Origin of the sequence: Streptomyces sp. NPDC101166, from assembly GCF_044768125.1 — a bacterium.
Lineage (GTDB): Bacteria > Actinomycetota > Actinomycetes > Streptomycetales > Streptomycetaceae > Streptomyces.
On the sequence record NZ_JBIWPF010000010.1, the window covers coordinates 263,663 to 281,506 of the forward strand.

General features: G+C 71.2%; 18 protein-coding genes. 11 read left to right on the forward strand and 7 right to left on the reverse strand.

The features are described 5' to 3' along the window. The first annotated feature begins 86 nt into the window (after positions 1–86). The 7 genes from ACIRS4_RS19895 (at position 87) to ACIRS4_RS19925 (ending at position 8,492) form a co-directional block, all read left to right on the forward strand. Positions 87–962 (forward strand): LLM class flavin-dependent oxidoreductase, encoded by an 876-nt coding sequence (locus ACIRS4_RS19895; RefSeq protein ID WP_404197381.1) that lies wholly within the window; start codon positions 87–89, stop codon positions 960–962. A gap of 1 nt (position 963) precedes the next feature. After that, on the forward strand, positions 964–1,773 hold the full coding sequence (locus tag ACIRS4_RS19900; RefSeq protein WP_404197384.1) for a methyltransferase domain-containing protein: 810 nt from the start codon (positions 964–966) through the stop codon (positions 1,771–1,773). Positions 1,774–2,664: 891 nt separating this feature from the next. Next, complete coding sequence (locus ACIRS4_RS19905; RefSeq protein WP_130441532.1) at positions 2,665–3,438, forward strand: isoprenyl transferase; 774 nt, start codon at positions 2,665–2,667, stop codon at positions 3,436–3,438. A gap of 351 nt (positions 3,439–3,789) precedes the next feature. Next, complete coding sequence (locus tag ACIRS4_RS19910; RefSeq protein WP_404197387.1) at positions 3,790–5,115, forward strand: PhoH family protein; 1,326 nt, start codon at positions 3,790–3,792, stop codon at positions 5,113–5,115. A 417-nt stretch (positions 5,116–5,532) separates the two neighbouring features. Beyond that, positions 5,533–6,216, forward strand: a complete 684-nt coding sequence (locus tag ACIRS4_RS19915; protein WP_404197390.1) for a transglycosylase SLT domain-containing protein — start codon at positions 5,533–5,535, stop codon at positions 6,214–6,216. A gap of 62 nt (positions 6,217–6,278) precedes the next feature. Continuing rightward, positions 6,279–7,013, forward strand: coding sequence for a transglycosylase SLT domain-containing protein (locus tag ACIRS4_RS19920; RefSeq protein ID WP_404197393.1), 735 nt, complete (start codon positions 6,279–6,281; stop codon positions 7,011–7,013). 156 nt (positions 7,014–7,169) lie between these two features. Then, positions 7,170–8,492 (forward strand): AI-2E family transporter, encoded by a 1,323-nt coding sequence (locus ACIRS4_RS19925; protein ID WP_404197396.1) that lies wholly within the window; start codon positions 7,170–7,172, stop codon positions 8,490–8,492. Positions 8,493–8,570: 78 nt separating this feature from the next. Here the strand turns inward: ACIRS4_RS19925 and ACIRS4_RS19930 are convergent, their stop codons facing one another. After that, complete coding sequence (locus tag ACIRS4_RS19930; RefSeq protein WP_404197399.1) at positions 8,571–9,104, reverse strand: alkyl hydroperoxide reductase; 534 nt, start codon at positions 9,102–9,104, stop codon at positions 8,571–8,573. 6 nt (positions 9,105–9,110) lie between these two features. Continuing rightward, positions 9,111–9,665, reverse strand: coding sequence for a peroxiredoxin (locus tag ACIRS4_RS19935; protein ID WP_404197402.1), 555 nt, complete (start codon positions 9,663–9,665; stop codon positions 9,111–9,113). 175 nt (positions 9,666–9,840) lie between these two features. Between ACIRS4_RS19935 and ACIRS4_RS19940 the strand changes: the two genes are divergently transcribed. From ACIRS4_RS19940 to ACIRS4_RS19955, 4 genes are all read left to right on the forward strand, one after another. Continuing rightward, the gene (locus tag ACIRS4_RS19940; RefSeq protein ID WP_404197486.1) at positions 9,841–10,791 is read left to right on the forward strand and encodes a LysR substrate-binding domain-containing protein; all 951 of its coding nucleotides are present in this window, start codon (positions 9,841–9,843) and stop codon (positions 10,789–10,791) included. Positions 10,792–10,978: 187 nt separating this feature from the next. Beyond that, positions 10,979–11,881 (forward strand): MarR family transcriptional regulator, encoded by a 903-nt coding sequence (locus ACIRS4_RS19945; protein WP_404197405.1) that lies wholly within the window; start codon positions 10,979–10,981, stop codon positions 11,879–11,881. A 72-nt stretch (positions 11,882–11,953) separates the two neighbouring features. Beyond that, positions 11,954–12,376: a roadblock/LC7 domain-containing protein gene (locus ACIRS4_RS19950; protein WP_404197407.1), complete on the forward strand. Its 423-nt coding sequence runs from the start codon at positions 11,954–11,956 to the stop codon at positions 12,374–12,376. Between the two features lie 4 nt (positions 12,377–12,380). Beyond that, positions 12,381–12,809, forward strand: a complete 429-nt coding sequence (locus tag ACIRS4_RS19955; RefSeq protein ID WP_404197410.1) for a hypothetical protein — start codon at positions 12,381–12,383, stop codon at positions 12,807–12,809. A gap of 60 nt (positions 12,810–12,869) precedes the next feature. On the opposite strand, the gene ACIRS4_RS19960 is transcribed toward ACIRS4_RS19955, so the two are convergent. From ACIRS4_RS19960 to ACIRS4_RS19980, 5 genes are all read right to left on the reverse strand, one after another. Beyond that, positions 12,870–15,188 carry an ABC transporter permease gene (locus ACIRS4_RS19960; protein WP_404197413.1) on the reverse strand — a complete coding sequence of 773 codons (2,319 nt, stop codon included), beginning with the start codon at positions 15,186–15,188 and terminating at the stop codon, positions 12,870–12,872. Then, entirely contained in the window at positions 15,185–15,874 is a 690-nt protein-coding gene (locus tag ACIRS4_RS19965; protein ID WP_404197415.1) for an ABC transporter ATP-binding protein, read from the reverse strand. The genes ACIRS4_RS19960 and ACIRS4_RS19965 overlap by 4 nt, the downstream gene beginning before the upstream one ends. Further along, complete coding sequence (locus tag ACIRS4_RS19970) at positions 15,871–16,395, reverse strand: PadR family transcriptional regulator (protein WP_404197417.1); 525 nt, start codon at positions 16,393–16,395, stop codon at positions 15,871–15,873. Before ACIRS4_RS19970 ends, ACIRS4_RS19965 begins: the two co-directional genes overlap by 4 nt. A 140-nt stretch (positions 16,396–16,535) precedes the next feature. Then, entirely contained in the window at positions 16,536–16,793 is a 258-nt protein-coding gene (locus tag ACIRS4_RS19975; RefSeq protein ID WP_404197419.1) for a hypothetical protein, read from the reverse strand. Further along, a complete protein-coding gene (locus ACIRS4_RS19980; RefSeq protein ID WP_404197421.1) occupies positions 16,790–17,755 on the reverse strand; it encodes an SPFH domain-containing protein in 966 nt (321 codons plus the stop codon). The genes ACIRS4_RS19975 and ACIRS4_RS19980 overlap by 4 nt, the downstream gene beginning before the upstream one ends. Between the last annotated feature and the right edge of the window lie 89 nt (positions 17,756–17,844).

Genomic DNA, 17,844 nt, shown 5'->3' on the forward strand with positions numbered 1-17,844 from the left:
TTCGCCCCACTCGACACGGTAGCGAGCCCACGCGGCGGATTCGTAAAGGAGTTGTCGTCGGGCCGGAGGGCGGATAGGAAGGGATCATGACCGCACTCGGCGCCATCTTCCGACCCCAACTGCCGCCCGAACGGCTGCGCGAGATCGCCCGTCTCGCCGACGGCACCGGGCTGGACGAGCTCTGGCTGTGGGAGGACTGCTTCCGGGAGGCGGGGATCTCCTCGGCGGCGGCCGCGCTCGCCTGGACCGAGCGGGTCAGGATCGGCGTCGGACTGCTGCCCGCCCCGCTGCGCAACGTCGCGCTCACCGCGATGGAGGCGGCCACTCTGCACCGGATGTTCCCGGGCCGTGTCGTCCTCGGCGTCGGCCACGGCGTCCAGGACTGGATGGGCCAGGTCGGCGTCCGCGCCGGCTCCCCGCTGACGCTGCTGCGTGAGTACACCCTCGCGCTGCGCGGTCTGCTGAACGGCGAGCGGCTCACGAGCGGGGGGCGTTACGTGACGCTGGACGACGTCGCCCTGGACTGGCCCCCGCAGAGCGGCGCCGAAGTGCTGGTGGGCGGCATCGGTCCGCGCACCCTGCGACTGTCCGGCGAGGTCGCCGACGGCACCGTCCTCAACGAGTCCTTCTCGCCGGACGGCGTGCGCGAGGCCCGCCGGATCATCGAGGAGGGCCGGGCGGCGGCCGGTCGGAACGACGAGCACCACCGGATCGTCGTCTACCTCACCACCGCCACCGGCCCCGACGCCTCCGCCCGCCTGGACCGCGAACTGGCCGCGACCGGCCTGACCGGCGTTCCCGGGCTCGGCGTCGCCGGCGACGCGGCCCGGGTCGCGGAGACCGTCCAGCGGTTCGCCGACGCCGGCGCCGACACCGTCGTCCTCCTCCCGACGGCCGACGAACCCGACCCCGAGGCCTTCGTCCGGTTCGCCGGGGACGCCGTACGACCACTGGTGAAGTGACATGATGCACACTCACGAGGAGAGGCGCGCCGCCGGGCGCACCTTCGAGGACCTCGTCGCCGAGGGCGCCGCCGTGCCCACCGAGGGATGGGACTTCTCCTGGTTCGAGGGGCGGGCCACCGAGGCGCGGCCCTCCTGGGGGTACGCCGTGTCGCTGGCGGGACGGCTGGCCCTCGCGAGCGCGGCTCTCGACGTGGAGACCGGCGGCGGGGAGGTCCTGGACTTCGCCCTCGGCCGCGCCGCCCCCAGGGCCCCGCTCCTCACCGTCGCCACCGAGGGCTGGCCGAGGAACGTGGCCAAGGCCACCGCCCTGCTCCGGCCGCGTGGCGTCCCGGTCGTCGCCGTCCCCGAGGACGCGCCCCTGCCCTTCGCCGACGACGCCTTCGACCTGGTCTCCAGCCGGCATCCGGTACGCCCGCCGTGGGCGGAGATCACCCGCGTTCTCCAGCCGGGCGGCACCTACTTCGCGCAGCACGTGGGCCCGCGCAGCGTCTTCGAACTCGTCGAGCACTTCCTCGGCCCGCTGCCGGACGAGGTCAGCGCCGGCCGCCATCCCGACCGCGAGCGCGCCGACGCCGAGGCCGCCGGCCTGGAGATCGTCGACCTGCGGGCGGAGCGGCTCCGTGTCGAGTTCCACGACATCGCCGCCGTCGTCCACTTCCTGCGCAAGGTGGTGTGGATGGTGCCGGGCTTCACCGTGTCGGGCCACGAGTCCCGGCTGCGCGCGCTGCATGAACGGATCGAGTCCGAGGGCCCGTTCGTCGCCCACAGCACCCGTCACCTCGTCGAGGCGCGCAAGCCGTCCCGCTGACCGGGAGGGGAAGCGGCCCGCCGTCGCCTCCTCCGCCACTGCGTCCGGCGTCAACACTCTGTTGATACAAGGCAGTTCACGATCGGGAAGCGGGTCCGCGCCGGCTCCCCCGGTGGGGCCGGCCGGGAACCGCCGCCGAAACCGCTCGTTCGCTCGCCGCGCACCCGCCGCGTTCCGCCCGGCCGCCCGCGCACCGTCCGCAGCCCCCTGGATCCACCCGCTGCTGCAACGCCGCGAAGAGAGCCGCCCTCAAGCCCCGCACCCCGCCACGGAATCGGACATTCCAGGTCAGTCCGCAGCAGAGCGCCCTCTCATCTCCACGCGGTTTCCACATCGTTATCGCGAACGGCTCGCATCTGCTCTCCGCCTCACGTAAGTTCAGTGTCAGGCAATTCGCGTGAGCAAAGCTGCGCGGGCGTCACCGCGCGGAGGAGGGGGCCGCGCGGTGCCGTCGGCGTCAAGGGGACGCACGCGCCCGGGGTAGCCCGTGGGAGGGACCCCGGGTGCGGCGACCCGCCGCGAGGTGAAGTGGCCTCAAGGCCTCCACTTCCAGCGTGTGCGCCCCGGTTCGCCTGCGAATCCGCTGTTTTCTGGCCATCGATCACCCGAATGCCTGCCTCGGGCGGCCACCGCCCCGTCGCCGCGCGGTTTCGGAGAGTAATTGTGGTGCGCCGATGCACCCGGCATCCCTCACGAAGGGTTATGGTGGAAACCCCCCCTCGGGCCGGTCCGTCTCCCCCCCCACGGACCGGCCCGTTTTTTCTGCCCGCATCCGGGTGACTCGACCGAAGCCACCGCCCGAGCACCCCACCCCGCTCGCACCCGACCGCTCCCGGAGGGGTAGGCTGCGCCTCGCGGGGACCGCCACCGCACGGAGGGGCTGACAATCACGTGAACCTGCGCGACAAGCTGCGCGGCCTGTTGGTGAGGCTGTACGCGCGCCGGGTGGAAGGTCACCTGGACCACGCTCAGGTGCCCAAGCACATCGGCGTCATCATGGACGGCAACCGCCGCTGGGCCAAGGCCGCCGGCTCCACCACCGTGCACGGCCACCGAGCCGGCGCCGAGAAGATCGAGGAGTTCCTCGGCTGGTGCTCCGAGACGGACGTCGAGGTGGTCACCCTCTGGCTGCTGTCCACGGACAACTTCGACCGCGCCAAGGAGGAGCTCGTACCGCTCCTCGGCATCATCGAGGACGTGGTGCGCACCCTCGCGGCCGACGGTCGCTGGCGCGTCCACCACGTGGGCACCCTGGACCTTCTCCCGGCCGGCATGCAGCGCACTCTGAAGGAAGCCGAGGAGAGCACCGCCGACAAGGACGGGATACTGGTCAACGTGGCCATCGGCTACGGCGGCCGCCAGGAGATCGCCGACGCGGTGCGCTCGATGATCCTCGACGCCCACGACAAGGGCGTCCCGATGGAGGAGCTCGCCGACTCCGTCACCGTCGACATGATCGGCCGCCACCTCTACACCAAGGCGCAGCCCGACCCCGACCTGGTGATCCGCACCAGCGGCGAGCAGCGGCTGTCCGGGTTCATGCTGTGGCAGACGGCTCACTCGGAGTACTTCTTCTGCGAGGTCTTCTGGCCGGCCTTCCGCAAGGTGGACTTCCTGCGCGCCATGCGTGACTACGCCGCGCGCCACCGCCGTTACGGCGGCTGACAACCGGCCACGGCCAGGGTTGTGCACGGGCTCACACGCGTCCCGGAGGGACGCTCGGGTACCCCGTTCGGGGCAGAAGTAACGCGGAGTTCACCGGTGCGCCGTCATATGCCGTGGCATGGCGGCGTGTGTTCGAGGGAATAAGCCAAGCAGGTCGACGCCCGAACCACGGGTGTCGGATCTCAGCGGACGGCACGGGGCCGTCCGCCCGGGAGGCCCTTTGCACCAGCCCGACCGTGCGGTCCGCACGGACGCAGCGGAGGGCCGGTTCTCGGCCCGTGCAGACGGCCGACTTCCGGTCCAGCTCCACTCCGTCGCTCCCCGACCTCATCCGAGGGGGTACGTCCTTCCGTGGTGACCAGCACAAAGCGCCACAAGCCCGACCGGCGCACCTACGTTCTCGACACCAGCGTCCTGCTGGCCGACCCGAACGCCCTGACCCGATTCGACGAGCACGAGGTCGTGCTCCCCATCGTCGTGGTCACGGAGCTGGAGGCCAAGCGGCACCATCCCGAACTCGGCTACTTCGCCCGGCAGGCCCTGCGCCTGCTGGACGACTACCGGGTGCAGCATGGACGCCTCGACGCCCCCATCCCGATCGGGGAACTGGGCGGGACCATCCGTGTCGAGCTCAACCACTCGGACCCCAGCGTGCTGCCCACCGGCTACCGTCTGGGGGACAACGACTCACGCATCCTCGCGGTCGCCCGAAATCTGCAGGCCGAGGGGTTCGACGTCACCGTCGTGTCGAAGGACCTCCCGCTCAGGATCAAGGCCTCCTCGGTGGGCCTCCTGGCGGAGGAGTACCGCGCCGAACTCGCCATCACGGACTCCTCCGGCTGGACCGGGATGTCCGAACTGACCCTGCCCGGCGAGCAGGTGGACATCCTCTTCGAGGAAGGGCGCGTGTACGTCCCGGAGGCCGCCGACCTCCCCGTGCACACCGGCCTGACCATCCAGTCCGAGCGCGGCAAGGCGCTGGGCCGGGTCACCGCCGACGGCAACGTCCGCCTCGTGCGCGGCGACCGGGAGGCGTTCGGCATCAAGGGCCGCAGCGCCGAACAGCGGATCGCACTGGACCTGCTGCTCGACCCGGAGATCGGCATCCTGTCGATGGGCGGCCGGGCCGGCACCGGCAAGTCGGCGCTGGCGCTGTGCGCGGGTCTCGAGGCGGTGCTGGAGCGCCGTCAGCACCAGAAGGTGATGGTCTTCCGTCCGCTGTACGCGGTGGGCGGACAGGAGCTGGGCTATCTGCCGGGCACCGAGGCCGAGAAGATGGGCCCCTGGGCGCAGGCGGTGTTCGACACGCTGTCGGCCGTCGCCTCCCGCGAGGTCATCGAGGAGGTCACCGCCCGCGGCATGCTGGAGGTCCTCCCGCTGACCCACATCCGCGGCCGCTCGCTCCATGACGCGTTCGTGATCGTGGACGAGGCCCAATCGCTGGAACGGAACGTGCTGTTGACCGTTCTGTCCCGGATCGGCGCCAACTCGCGGGTCGTTCTGACCCATGACGTGGCGCAGCGGGACAACCTGCGGGTCGGCCGCTACGACGGTGTCGTCGCCGTGGTGGAGAAACTGAAGGGGCATCCGCTCTTCGCGCACGTCACCCTGAGCCGGTCCGAGAGGTCCCAGATCGCGGCACTCGTGACCGAAATGCTGGAGGACGTGCAGATCTGACCCGCTCACCCCGTTTCGCGGGGTCCGTACGGCAGTTGGCGCCGTCCGGCAAAGGCCGTGAGCCTAGCCGGGCGGCGCCTGCATGTGTGGCCGAACCCTGAAATTCCCGGGGTCAAACGGGGTGTGAGCTTTCACACGCAACTCGGAATTGCCTCGCGGCGTCCGGTTACGGCAAAGTCTCATTCCTGTCAGGCCCCGCATACGACACACGTGTACCCCCAGCGGTCCACAGCAACGAAGCACCACCTTCAACTCCATACCTACGTCGTATGCCGCCCGAGCATCACACGGCTCTCCCGCAAGGGAGTCGCCCACCGGGCCCGCGCCTCCGTGACCCCGCAGTTGGGAGGCCAGCGCCAGGGGCACGATTGCGTCCGCCAGGGTCACCGAGGCGGGCGCTGCTGGAAGGAAAACCGTGTGAGCCGGATCTCGGTCCGGGGATTCGCAGTGGCCTCGGCCACGGCGGTCACCGCTGTCGGAAGCGTCGTCGGCGTTGCCTCGGGCAGCACCGCGCAGGCCAACGATGCAGAGGCGACGGCGGGCGACGCCACGCTCCTCGCGGACGTGCCGGTCGGCCTTCAGGCCACCGTGCAGACGACGTCCCTGACGGAGCAGGCCAGCGTCCAGGCGATCGCCGCGGACGAGAGCGCCAAGAAGGGCGCCGAGGAAGCCGCTCGCAAGGCCGCCGCCAAGACCGCCGTCGCGAAGAAGGAGGCCGCCGAGAAGGCGGCCAAGGACGCCAAGAAGCGCGCGGAGCTCAAGGCCGCGGCCAGCCGCAGCGCGTCCGACTTCCCCGTCCTCAGCCACTACAGCATCGAGCAGATCCAGGCGATGGCACGGCAGATGGTCCCCAGCGGCCAGTTCCAGTGCTTCAGCAACATCGTGGACCACGAGTCCGACTGGAAGATCGACGCGGTCAACCCCTCCTCCGGCTCCTACGGCCTGTTCCAGGCCCTGCCGGCGTCCAAGTACTCCTCCGCTGGCGCCGACTGGCGGACCAACCCGGCCACGCAGATCAAGTGGGGCCTGAACTACATGAACGACCGCTACGGCAGCCCTTGTGAGGCCTGGTCGTTCTGGCAGGCGAACCACTGGTACTGAGTACCGGCGGCTCCGGCCGCACGCACCACTTCCATCTGACGACGCAGAGGTAAGGACAACGTGTGAGCCGGATACCGGCCAGAGGATTCGCAGTGGTCTCGGCCACCGCGGTCACCACTGTCGGCGCGGTCATGGGCGTGGCCCAGGCCAACACCGGACAGCCTGGCGACGAGGCCGAGACCAAGGCGAGCGGCTCCGCCCTCCTCGCCGACTTACCCGTAGGCGCACAGGCCCAGGTGCAGACCGCCTCGCTGACCGAGCAGGCGGACGCCCAGGCCATCGCCGCGGACTCCACCGCCCGCAAGTCGGCGGAGGCGGCGGCCCGCAAGCAGGCGGCGAAGGACGCCGTTGCCAAGCAGAAGGCCGCCGCGGACAAGGCGAAGGCCGACAAGGCCGCGCAGGACGCCAAGGACCGCGCGGAGCTCGAGGCCAAGTCGGCCCAGGCCACGACCGAGAGCGCCGTCACGGGCGGCAGCAGCGCGAGCTTCCCGCAGCAGTCGTCGTACTCGGTCTCCGAAGTGCAGTCCATCGCCCGGCAGATCGTGCCCAGCGGCCAGTTCCAGTGCTTCAGCAACATCGTGGACCACGAGTCCACCTGGAACTACCGGGCCGTCAACCCCTCGTCGGGCGCCTACGGTCTCGTCCAGGCCTACCCCGGCTCGAAGATGTCGTCGGTGGGCGCCGACTGGCGGACCAACCCGGCCACGCAGATCAAGTGGGGCCTGAACTACATGAACGACCGCTACGGCAGTCCCTGTGACGCCTGGGCCTTCTGGCAGGCCAACGGCTCCTACTGAGCCCGCCCCGCGCCCGGCCCCACTCCTTCGACAGCCCCTCCCCGTCCCCGGGTGAGGGGCTGTCGCCCTGTACGGTCAAAGCCGACGACTCCAGGGCGACATCAGGCCGCCCGGAGGGGGGAACCGGTGAGGGAGAGACGGGGGAAGAGGACGGACATGTCGCGACTGCCAGGGTGGCTTGGCCGGCTGGGCACGAATCTGAGCGAGATGGGCGAGCGGCTCGACCAGCGCCGCGCCGAGGCCGAACGGAAGGACGACGGCATCGAACCGCCTGTGCCGGACATCGTCCACGCGCTCCCCGAGGAACTGCCGCCGGGCGTCCAACGCCCCGACCCCGCGCACGTGGTGCCGTGGGGGGTGCGGGTCGCGGCCGAGGCCGGCTGGCGGCTGCTGGTGCTGGCGGGCACCGTCTGGGTGCTGATGAAGGTGATCAGCGCGGTCCAACTCGTCGTGCTGGCCTTCGTGGTGTCGCTGCTGCTGACGGCGCTGCTGCAGCCCACGGTCGCCCGGCTGCGACGGCACGGCGTCCCCCAGGGGCTCGCCACCGCGCTGACCGCCATCCTCGGGTTCGTCATCATCGGCCTGATGGGCTGGTTCGTGACCTGGCAGGTCATGGAGAACATCGACAACCTCTCCGACCAGGTCCAGGACGGCATCGACGACCTGCGCCGCTGGCTGCTCAACAGCCCCTTCCACGTCACCGACAAGCAGATCAACGGCATCGCCCAGAACCTGCGGGAGGCCATCGGGGCGAACACCGAGCAGATCACCTCGGCGGGCCTGGAAGGCGTCACCGTCGTCGTCGAGGCGCTCACCGGCATCCTGCTGGCGTTCTTCTCGACGCTGTTCCTGCTCTACGACGGCAAGCGCATCTGGGAGTGGACGCTGAAGCTGGTGCCCGCGGCGGCGCGGCCGGGCGTGGCCGGCGCGGGCCCGCGTGCGTGGGCGACGCTGACGGCGTACGTGCGCGGCACCGTGGTCGTCGCGCTGATCGACGCCATCTTCATCGGCCTCGGCATCTACTTCCTCGACGTGCCCATGGCCGTCCCGCTCGCCGTCTTCATCTTCCTGTTCTCCTTCATCCCGCTCGTGGGCGCGGTCGCCTCCGGCGCGCTGGCGGTGGTGGTGGCGCTGGTGACGCAGGGCGTGTTCACCGCGGTGATGACGCTGGCGGTGGTGCTGGCGGTGCAGCAGATCGAGGGGCACATCCTCCAGCCGTTCATCCTCGGGCGGGCGGTGCGGGTGCATCCGCTGGCGGTGGTCCTCGCGGTCGCCTCCGGCGGGATGGTCGCGGGGATCGGGGGAGCGGTGGTGGCGGTGCCGCTGGTGGCGGTGTCGAACACGGTGGTGTCGTATCTGCACGCGTACTCGCGGGAGGCGGCGATGCGGACGGCTCCGCGGCCGCGAGGGGCGACGGCGCTGGACGTCGCCCCGGTCCAGCCCCCGCAGGCCCAGCCCCCGGGCTCCCCTCCGGCGTGACACCCGGACGAGCCCCCGGGTACGAAGACGGGCCCCGCCCACCGGTCAGGTGAGCGGGGCCCGAGGCACACGCCGGGATCACTCCGAGAGGATCGACTCCGCGTCCAGCGTCACGCCGACCGCCTGGATCACCGATGCGATCTTGAACGCCTCCTGGACGACCTCACGCTCGACGCCGGCCTTGCGCAGCACCTGCTCGTGCGAGTCCAGGCACATCCCGCAGCCGTTGATCGCGGACACGGCGAACGACCACAGCTCGAAGTCGACCTTGTCGACCCCGGGGTTGCCGATGACGTTCATCCGCAGACCGGCCCGCAGGTTGCCGTACTCGTGGTCGGACAGCAGGTGCCGGGTGCGGTAGAAGACGTTGTTCATCGCCATCACCGCGGCGGCGGACTTGGCGGCCGTGTACGCCTCGGGCGACAGGTTCGCCTTGGCCTCCGGCTCCAGCTCGCGCAGGACGATGGGGGAGCGGGAGGCGATCGCGGTCGCCAGCACCGTGCCCCACAGCTGCTGCGCGGGAAGGTCGGAGTTGCCGATGACCGAGCCCAGGTTGAGCTTCAGGTCCTTGGCGTAGTCCGGAACACGCGACTTCAGGGTGTCGAGGGACATGTCAGATCACTCCCCGGCCAGCAGCGCGACCGGGTCCAGGGTGTCGTCGCCCTTGGACCAGTTGCAGGGGCACAGCTCGTCGGTCTGCAGGGCGTCCAGGACCCGCAGGACCTCCTTGGGGTTACGGCCGACGGAGCCCGCGGTGACCATCGTGAACTGGATCTCGCGGTTGGGGTCCACGACGAACACGGCGCGCTGCGCGAAGCCGTCCTCGCCCTCGATGCCCAGGTCCCGCATCAGCTCGTGCTTGGAGTCGGCCATCATCGGGAACGGCAGGTCCGTCAGGTCCGGGTGGTCCTTGCGCCAGGCGTGGTGGACGAACTCGGAGTCACCGGAGAAGCCGAGGATCTGCGCGTCGCGGTCGGCGAACTCGTCGTTCAGCTTGCCGAACGCGGCGATCTCGGTCGGGCAGACGAAGGTGAAGTCCTTGGGCCATGCGAAGACCACCAGCCACTTGCCCTCGTAGGACTTGTGGTGGATCTGCTCGAACTCCTTGCCCTTCTCCATCGAGACGCAGGCCGTCAGTTCGAACTCGGGGAACTTGTCACCAACAGTGAGCACACGCTCTCCTTGCAGCGAAGAAGCGTCCGGATCGCGGACGCTTCCCATGGGTTGGACAAGTGCGACTCTGGCACAGGGTGCATTGATTAGAGAAATCGCTACACTCGGTCGGGTTGATCGGAGGTGGCTATCAGTGACCGTGGGTGACCCGAGCCCCAAGAGTGCCGGCGTCGGCGTGGGCGTCGGAGCCAAGCGGCGGCTCCCCAGTCTCGCCCAACTGCGCGCCTTCGCGGCCGTCGCCGAGCATCTGCACTTCCGGGACGCGGCCGCCGCCATCGGCATGAGTCAGCCCGCCCTGTCCGGCGCCGTCTCCGCGCTGGAGGAGGCGCTCGGCGTGACGCTCCTGGAGCGTACGACCCGCAAGGTGCTGCTCTCCCCGGCCGGCGAGCGGCTCGCCGTACGCGCCAAGGCGGTGCTGGCCGAGGTCGGCGCGCTGATGGAGGAGGCCGAAGCGGTACGGGCGCCCTTCACCGGGGCGCTGCGCCTCGGCGTCATCCCCACCGTGGCGCCGTACCTCCTGCCCACCGTCCTGCGCCTGGTCCACGACCGCTATCCGCGCCTCGACCTCCAGGTCCACGAGGAGCAGACCGCCAGCCTGGTCGACGGCCTGCACACCGGCCGGCTCGACCTGCTGCTCCTCGCCGTGCCCCTCGGCGTCCCCGGCACGGTCGAACTCCCCCTCTTCGACGAGGACTTCGTGCTCGTCACACCCCTGGGGCATCCGCTCGGCGGCCAGGACGGCATCGCCCGCGAGGCGCTCAGGGAGCTGAACCTGCTGCTCCTGGACGAAGGGCACTGCCTGCGCGACCAGGCCCTGGACGTCTGCCGTGAGGCCGGACAGGAGGGAGCACCGGTCACCACCACCGCGGCCGGCCTCTCCACGCTCGTCCAGCTCGTCGCCGGCGGCCTGGGCTGCACCCTGCTGCCGCGCACCGCCGTCACCGTCGAGACCAGCCGCAGCACCCTGTTGTGCACCGGCCGCTTCGCCGAACCCGCCCCCACCCGGCGCATCGCCCTCGTCATGCGCGCGGGCGCCGCGCGCCGGGCCGAGTACACGGAGCTGGGCGACGCCCTGCGCGAGGCGTTGCGGCCGCTGCCCGTGCGGATCCTCCAGGCCGGCGGTTGACCGCTCACACCCGGTCAACCGAGCGCCCGATCCGGTGAATCGAGCGCCCTGTGAGAACCCGAACGGGCAACTTCTCTCACCCTGGGGGCAGCTGGGGAATCCGCCACTGGATCATCCGCCCGCCCTGATACACCTTCCCTCCTCAGTGCTACGCGTCAGGCGTATGTGCGACATGCCAAGGGGAGTGATGTCGGGCTACGAGCTGCTGGCACGCGAACTGGCCGCGTGCGGGCGTGACGGCTTCACCGGCGAGGTGCGGGTGTCCGGCTCACCCGGTGGCACGGTCCATCTGCGCGGCGGACTGGTCGTCGCCGTCGAGTCACCGGGCGCTCCAGGACCGGAGGCCCTGCTGCTGCGCTCCGGCCGGATCGGCGGCGAGGAATGGGCCGACCTGGTCCGCGAGTCCGGCGGATCGCGCTGGCCGGCCGCCCAGATCATCGCCCAGGGCCGCACGGGAGCAGCCGAGCTCCGCGTCGTCTGCGCGATGGCCCTCCAGGACGCCGTGTTCGCCGTCGTCGCGGGCATCGTCGCCGACTGCGAGCGCGGCCCCGGCGACGGCAGCCCGCCCGCCGCCATCGCCGTCGGCGAACCGCCCACCCGGCTGCTCCAGGAGGCGGCGCGCAAGGTCAACGCGCTCCTGGCGCTCCCGTGTCCGGTGCGCCCCGAGCGGGAACGTCCCGCGCCCGCCTCCCCGTCCTGCGACGCCACCCGGCTCGGCCCGCTGCAACGGGAGCTGCTGCTGCACGCCGACGGCCGCCGCACCTCCCGTGACCTGGCCTTCCTCACCGGGCGCGGGGTGTACACGGTCACCGTGGAGGTGGCCCGGATGCTCGGGGAGGGGCTGCTGGAGTGCCCTCGCACGCCCGCGCCGATCCCGGTCCGCCTCCCGCCCGGCGGACAGCCCGTCCGCCCCCGCGAACCCGCACCGCCCCCGCCTTCGCCCGCACCCGCTCAGGCCCCTCCGCCCGCACCGGCCGTGCTGCCCCGCCGCAGTCCCGGCGCCAGCGGCATCACCGAGGCGATCGGCGGCGAACGCGGCGGGACGGGCTGGAAGGAGTTCTTCCGACTGCGCAACCCGACGACGAAATAGGCCGGCCCCACCAGCAGGTACGCGACAGACGACAGACGGTCATATGCGAACAGAGACAAGGGAGTTCCATCCATGGACCACAAAGCCCTCGCGCGGGAGATGCGCGGCCTGCGCGAGCAGGTGAGCGGCATCACCGACACGGCGGTCGCGGCGGCCGACGGCCTGCTCATCGCCGCCGACACCGCGGACTCCATCGACCCGGACGGCCTCGCCGCCCTCGCCGCGGCCGGCCTCGGCCTCGCCCGCCGCACCGCCGAGGCCACCTCCCGCGGCTCCCTCAACCGCACGGTGGCCTACGGCAGCCACGGCTGCGCCGCGTTCTACGCGGTCGGGGAGACCGCGCTCATGGTCGTCCTCGGCGACGAGGGCATGGACGTGGAGCGCCTGCACCGGGCGACCCAGCCGGCCCTGCGCCGCATCGACCTGATCCTCACCGACCGGGCCCCGGAGCCCACCCCGTTCGCGCAGCCCCACAGGGCAGCCGAAGGAGTCTGAAAGGATGGCGACGAAGCGTATGACCCCCGGTTTCTCCGACCAGGTGATGGGCCTGGTCAAGTCGTTGCGCACGGATGCCCCCGACTGCGTCGCCTCCGGCGTCGTCGACATGTCGACCGGCATGCTGCTGTCCTACGAGACCGTCGACAACCACCCGCCGGAGGTCCTCGACCTGCTCGCGGGCGCGACCCTGGACCTGTTCCAGGGACGGACGGTCGTGATGATCGAGGACGTCTTCAAGGAGCGTCGCGGGACCAGCGGCGACAACCACTTCTTCCAGGAGATCCTCGTCAACAGCGAGAACCTCACCCACCTGTTCGTGAGGATGAACGAGCAGCAGGACGTCGTCGCGGTGGTCGTCTGCCGCAAGTCGGTCAATGTGGGGATGCTGTTCGCCCAGGTGCGGCGCGTGGTGAAGGAGTACAGCCTCTGAGACGGGCGACGGCCCCTCCCCGGGCGGGAAGGGGCCGTCGCCGGGCTCGCGGGCCGGCGCTCACTCCGTGCGCAGGCCCTCCGGCCGCATCAACCGCACCAGCGGCGGCAGGCTGAACAGCGTCACCGCCAGCACGACGGCCGCGCCGATGCCGGTCATGGACAGCACGCTCGCCCAGTCCACGCTCACCGGCGTGTCCGTCATCATCAGCAGTACCGTGCCCAGCGTGACGCCCACCAGCGAGGCCAGCACCAGGCCCAGCCCGATCGGGATCGCCGTCTGCCACAGCACCGACAGACTCAGCGTGCGCCGCCGGGTGCCGAAGGCGACCAGCGAGGACAGCAGCTTGCGCCGCTCGCGCAGCTGCTCCAGCTGCGACACCAGCAGACTCGCCCCGATCAGCGCCAGCACACAGGCGGCGCCGACGAAGAGGCCGGTACGGATCTTGTCGTAGGTCTCCGAGCGCTCGCTGGCCGTCCACATCGAGGCCTCGCCGATCGGGTCGATCCGCCCGGCGGTGTTCCGCACGTACTCGGCAGCGTCGGCCACCTCGTCGTCGAGCGAGAGGTAGACCTGCACGGACATCGCCCGCTCGGACCCCGCGGGCAGCGCGCTGGGAGTCAGCAGGAAGCCGCCGCGCAGCTGCCCCGCCGGGTCGGTGACCGGACGCACCCGCTCGATGCCCGCCGGCACCGTCCAGCCGTACGGGCTCTCCCGGCCGTCGTCGAACCACAGGCGCGTGCCGGGCTTCGACACCGCGGGCGTGGCGGAGCCGTAGTCGCCGCCCTCGAGGAGGAAGGAGTCGCCGTCGCGGCAGGAGGGGATCGAGGCCGCCGTGCGCAGGGTGGCGCAGTCGGCGACGGTGATCTGGGTGAGCTCCTCGGCGTCCTTGCGCCGGTCGTTGACGTAGGCCTCACCGAAGGCGTGGACCTTCCGCACCCCCTCGGTCGCCCCGAACGCGGCCGTCGCCCCGGCCAGGGCAGTCCCCTTCGGCAGCGACACCTGCATCTGCGCCAGGGAGAGGTTCTTGTCGGTCTCCTCGGTGTACTGGCCCTCCACCCCGGCGAACAGCATCTGCAGGGCGATGGCGCCCGCCACCGCGACCGCGATGCCGTTGACCATGCGGGCGGCCGTTCCACTGCTCAACTGAAGCCTTCGGATGGCCAGTTGCCAGGCGACGCCGCCCGCGCCGAGCCGGGTGACGACCGCCTCCACGACCCACGGCAGCAGCGCGGTCACGCCGATGAGCAGCAGCAGCACGCCACCGGAGACCAGGTACTGGTTGAACTCCCCGCTGTTGCGGCCGTTTCCGATCATCGGGTAGAGCATCCCGAGCCCGGCCAGCGGCAGCAGCAGCCGCCACCACAGCCGGCGGCGCGGCGGCTTCGCCGTGCGCACCACACCGAGCGGCTCGATCACCACGCTCCGCAGCGCGAACAGCGTGACCAGCACGGCGGCGGCCGGGACCGCGACCGCGACCAGCAGCGCCAGCACGGGGGAGGGGTTCAGGTAGCTGGGGAACACGCTCACGTCGAGCAGTTCCATGGACCCGGCGGCCTGCCGTCCGATCAGGAAGAACACCGTGCCGAAGACGAGGCCCACCACGGCGCCGGCCATCGCCTCGCCCGCGGCGATCCGCCGGGTCATCCCGCTGTCGGAGCCCACCAGCCGCAGGGCCGCGAGCCGCCGGTCGCGGCGCTCGCCGCCGAACCGCACGGCCGCGGCGATGAAGACGGCCACCGGCATCAGCAGCACCAGGAACACCACGAGGACCAGCAGGACCAGGACGGGGTCCGTGCTCTGCGGGGTCGGATCCGGGTCGCCGAACCGGTCGATACGGGCGATCCGGTAGGTTTCTTCGGAGAGCGTGAGGTGGTCCACGCCGCGGAAGTACGCGAACTCCTGTGAGCCGATCAGTCCGGACTCGCCGATGGTGCCGACGATCCGGTCCGGCAGCCGCTCCCGCAGCAGCTTCCCGTCGTCCGACTCCAGCAGCCGCTTCAGCGCCGGGGAGACCACCATCTCGCCCACGGCCGGGAACCGCGCGACTCCCGGCGGCAGCGGCGCCCGGGCCCCCTCGGGCTGCACCTCCCGCCCGCGCACCTCCTTCTCACGGAAGGTCGTGGGGACGTCGGCGACCAGCAGCGTGGAGTCCGACCTGGGTATCTTCTCGTTGTTGAACGTGACGTCGGTGCGCGCCCCCTCCCGCTCGTGCCGTACGGCCAGCGCGTTCGGGATCGCGGTGGTGAGCAGCAGCAGCGCCACGCCGAGTCCCACGCCGACGGCGGTGAGCAGCATCCGCCCCCACCCCTCCCGTCCGCCGGCGAAGGCGAACCTGGCCCCCATGCCCAGGTCCGACACCCACAGGCGACGTCTCATACGGCCCGCTCCATGTCCCGTGACTTCCCGTCCCGTACGACGATCTCGCGGTCGGAGTAGGCCGCCACCCGGGCCTCGTGCGTCACCAGCACCACGGCGGCGTTGGTCGACCGGGCCGCCTCGGTGAGCAGTTCCATCACGCGTTCGCCGTTGAGGGAGTCCAGCGCGCCGGTCGGCTCGTCGGCGAACAGCACCCGCGGGCCGGTCACCAGCGAGCGGGCCACGGCGACCCGCTGCCCCTGGCCGCCGGAGACCTCGCCGGGCCGCTTCCTGGCGAGGCCGTCGACCTCCAGCCGCTCCATCCAGGCCAGCGCGCTGCGCTCGGCCTGCTTGCGCGGGGCGCCGTTCAACCGCAGCGGCAGCGCCACGTTCTCCACGCACGTCAGCTCGGGCACCAGCTGGCCGAACTGGAACACGAACCCGAAATCCGAGCGCCTGAGGGCGCTGCGCCGGGTGTCGTTCATCGTCGCGAGCTCCTGTCCGTCGTACAGGATCGAGCCCGAGTCGGGCGTGACGATCCCGGCGAGGCAGTGCAGCAGGGTGGACTTGCCGGAACCGGAGGGGCCCATCACGGCGACGACCTCGCCGGGGTGGATGGAGAACTCGGCGCCGTCCAGTGCCAGGGTCGGCCCGTACGCCTTGCGCAGGTCGTGCGCGGCCAGCAGGGAGCCCGCGGGAGCGTTCACGCGGTCACCGCCTCTCGGAGCTTGTCGAGGCGCGCGGCGGTGAGCTCCAGCCAGCGCAGATCGGCCTCTAGGTGGAAGAGGGCGTGATCGCAGATCAACTGGTCGGCGAGGTCGCCCTTGCGTTTGCGGTCGGTCAGGATGCGCATGCCGCGCAGGTGCTCGGAGCGCTGGGCGTCCAGGATGTCGGCCGCGTCGCGGTGGGTGAGCAGCGCCAGGACGACCTTGGTGTAGAGGGTCGACTGCAGGTACGGCTCGGGCTTCTCGGGCGTGGCGAGCCAGCGCTGGACGTCGGTGACGCCGGCGTCGGTGATGGCGTAGCGCTTGCGCTCGGGGCCGCCGCCCGCCTCGATGCCGTCGACTTCGACGAGGCCGTTCTTCAGCAGCCGGGACATCGTCGAGTAGACCTGGCCGTAGTGCAGCGGCCGGTCGTGACCGAACTTCTCGTCGAAAGCCCGCTTCAGGTCGTAGCCGTGGCGGGGCCCGGACTCCAGGAGTCCGAGGAGCGTGTGACCGATGGACATGGTCAGGACTGTACATGCGGTGTATACCCACGATGTATACACGGTGTGCGGAGCTGGTGGCGCGGTGTGCGGGTGCGCAGGTGGGAGGGGGTTGTCACCGTTTCGCTACAGCGCCGAAGGTGCGTCCGGGAGCGGGCCGTTCAGGCCGGCGGAGGGCCGGGGGGCGGGCTCCCCGGCGGCCGTCCGCGGCGCGGGATCGGCCCGGTGTCACGAGGCAGCCTCCCGGCCTCGGCGAGGGCGCGGCGCAGCAGGAACTCGATCTGCGCGTTGGCGGACCGCAGCTCGTCCCCGGCCCACCGGGCGAGTGCCTCGTACACCAGCGGGTCCAGCCGCAGCAGCACCTGCTTGCGCTGCTGCGGCCGACGCCGAGGGGGCGTCCCCTCTTCGGGCGGGGTCACTGGTAGAGCGTCCCGGTGTTGAGCACGGGCTGGGGCGCCCGGTCCCCGCAGAGCACCACCATCAGGTTGGACACCATCGCGGCCTTCCGTTCCTCGTCGAGTTCCACGATGCCCTGCTCGGCGATCCGCTGGAGCGCCGCCTCCACCATGCCGACCGCGCCGTCCACGATCTCCCGCCGGGCCGCGACCACCGCGCCCGCCTGCTGCCGCTGGAGCATCGCGGAGGCGATCTCCGGGGCGTAGGCGAGGTGGGTGAAGCGGGACTCGATGATCCGCACGCCGGCCGCCTCCACGCGAGCGTGGAGCTCGACGGCGAGCTTCTCGGTGATCTCCTCGGCGTTGCCCCGCAGCGAGAGCTCGCTCTGGTCATGGGCGTCGTAGGGGTACTCGATGGCGATGTGCCGGACGGCGGCCTCGGTCTGGGTGGCGACGAACTCCAGGAAGTCGTCCACCTCGAAGCTGGCCTGGGCGGTGTCCTGCACGTTCCACACCACGACAGCGGCGAGCTCGATCGGGTTGCCGTAGGCGTCGTTGACCTTCAGCACCGACGTCTCGTGGTTGCGCACGCGGGTGGAGATCTTCTCGCGGGAGGTGAAGGGGTTCACCCAGCGCAGTCCGTCCTCGCGGATCGTCCCCCGGTAGCGGCCGAACAGCTGCACCACCCGGGCCTCGCCCGGCGCGACCATGTTCAGCCCGCACATCGCGATGAAGGCGGCCAGCGCCACCACGATGCCGCCGACGATCAGCCCGGCCTTGGCGGCGGTGACGGTCATGGCCGCACCGGCCAGGATCAGAGCGACGCCGGCCAGCAGCCCCAGCAGGCCGGTCATCAGGGCCAGTCCGCCGCCGACGCTGCGCGCCGGGAACTCGTGCACGCGCGGAGCGGGCATCGCGGGTGCGTCGACGGTGTCCGACGGGCGGATGGCCGACGGGTCTGCTGTCGACGGGTCGTGCGCGGTCATGGGGGTCCCCCGTTTCTCGAACTCAGCTTCGGTCTAGCTAAGTGATATCACTTTACCTCGGGATGGCAACCCTGAACCCCGTTCGCACG

What these genes read in the sequence shown, in the direction of transcription:
- ACIRS4_RS19895 (WP_404197381.1), top strand. Translation starts at nt 87, where the DNA reads ATGACCGCACTCGGCGCCATCTTCCGACCCCAACTGCCGCCCGAACGG.
- ACIRS4_RS19900 (WP_404197384.1), top strand. Translation starts at nt 964, where the DNA reads ATGATGCACACTCACGAGGAGAGGCGCGCCGCCGGGCGCACCTTCGAG.
- ACIRS4_RS19925 (WP_404197396.1), top strand. Translation starts at nt 7,170, where the DNA reads ATGTCGCGACTGCCAGGGTGGCTTGGCCGGCTGGGCACGAATCTGAGC.
- ACIRS4_RS19930 (WP_404197399.1), bottom strand. Translation starts at nt 9,104, where the DNA reads ATGTCCCTCGACACCCTGAAGTCGCGTGTTCCGGACTACGCCAAGGAC.
- ACIRS4_RS19945 (WP_404197405.1), top strand. Translation starts at nt 10,979, where the DNA reads ATGTCGGGCTACGAGCTGCTGGCACGCGAACTGGCCGCGTGCGGGCGT.
- ACIRS4_RS19950 (WP_404197407.1), top strand. Translation starts at nt 11,954, where the DNA reads ATGGACCACAAAGCCCTCGCGCGGGAGATGCGCGGCCTGCGCGAGCAG.
- ACIRS4_RS19955 (WP_404197410.1), top strand. Translation starts at nt 12,381, where the DNA reads ATGGCGACGAAGCGTATGACCCCCGGTTTCTCCGACCAGGTGATGGGC.
- ACIRS4_RS19960 (WP_404197413.1), bottom strand. Translation starts at nt 15,188, where the DNA reads ATGAGACGTCGCCTGTGGGTGTCGGACCTGGGCATGGGGGCCAGGTTC.
- ACIRS4_RS19970 (WP_404197417.1), bottom strand. Translation starts at nt 16,395, where the DNA reads ATGTCCATCGGTCACACGCTCCTCGGACTCCTGGAGTCCGGGCCCCGC.
- ACIRS4_RS19980 (WP_404197421.1), bottom strand. Translation starts at nt 17,755, where the DNA reads ATGACCGCGCACGACCCGTCGACAGCAGACCCGTCGGCCATCCGCCCG.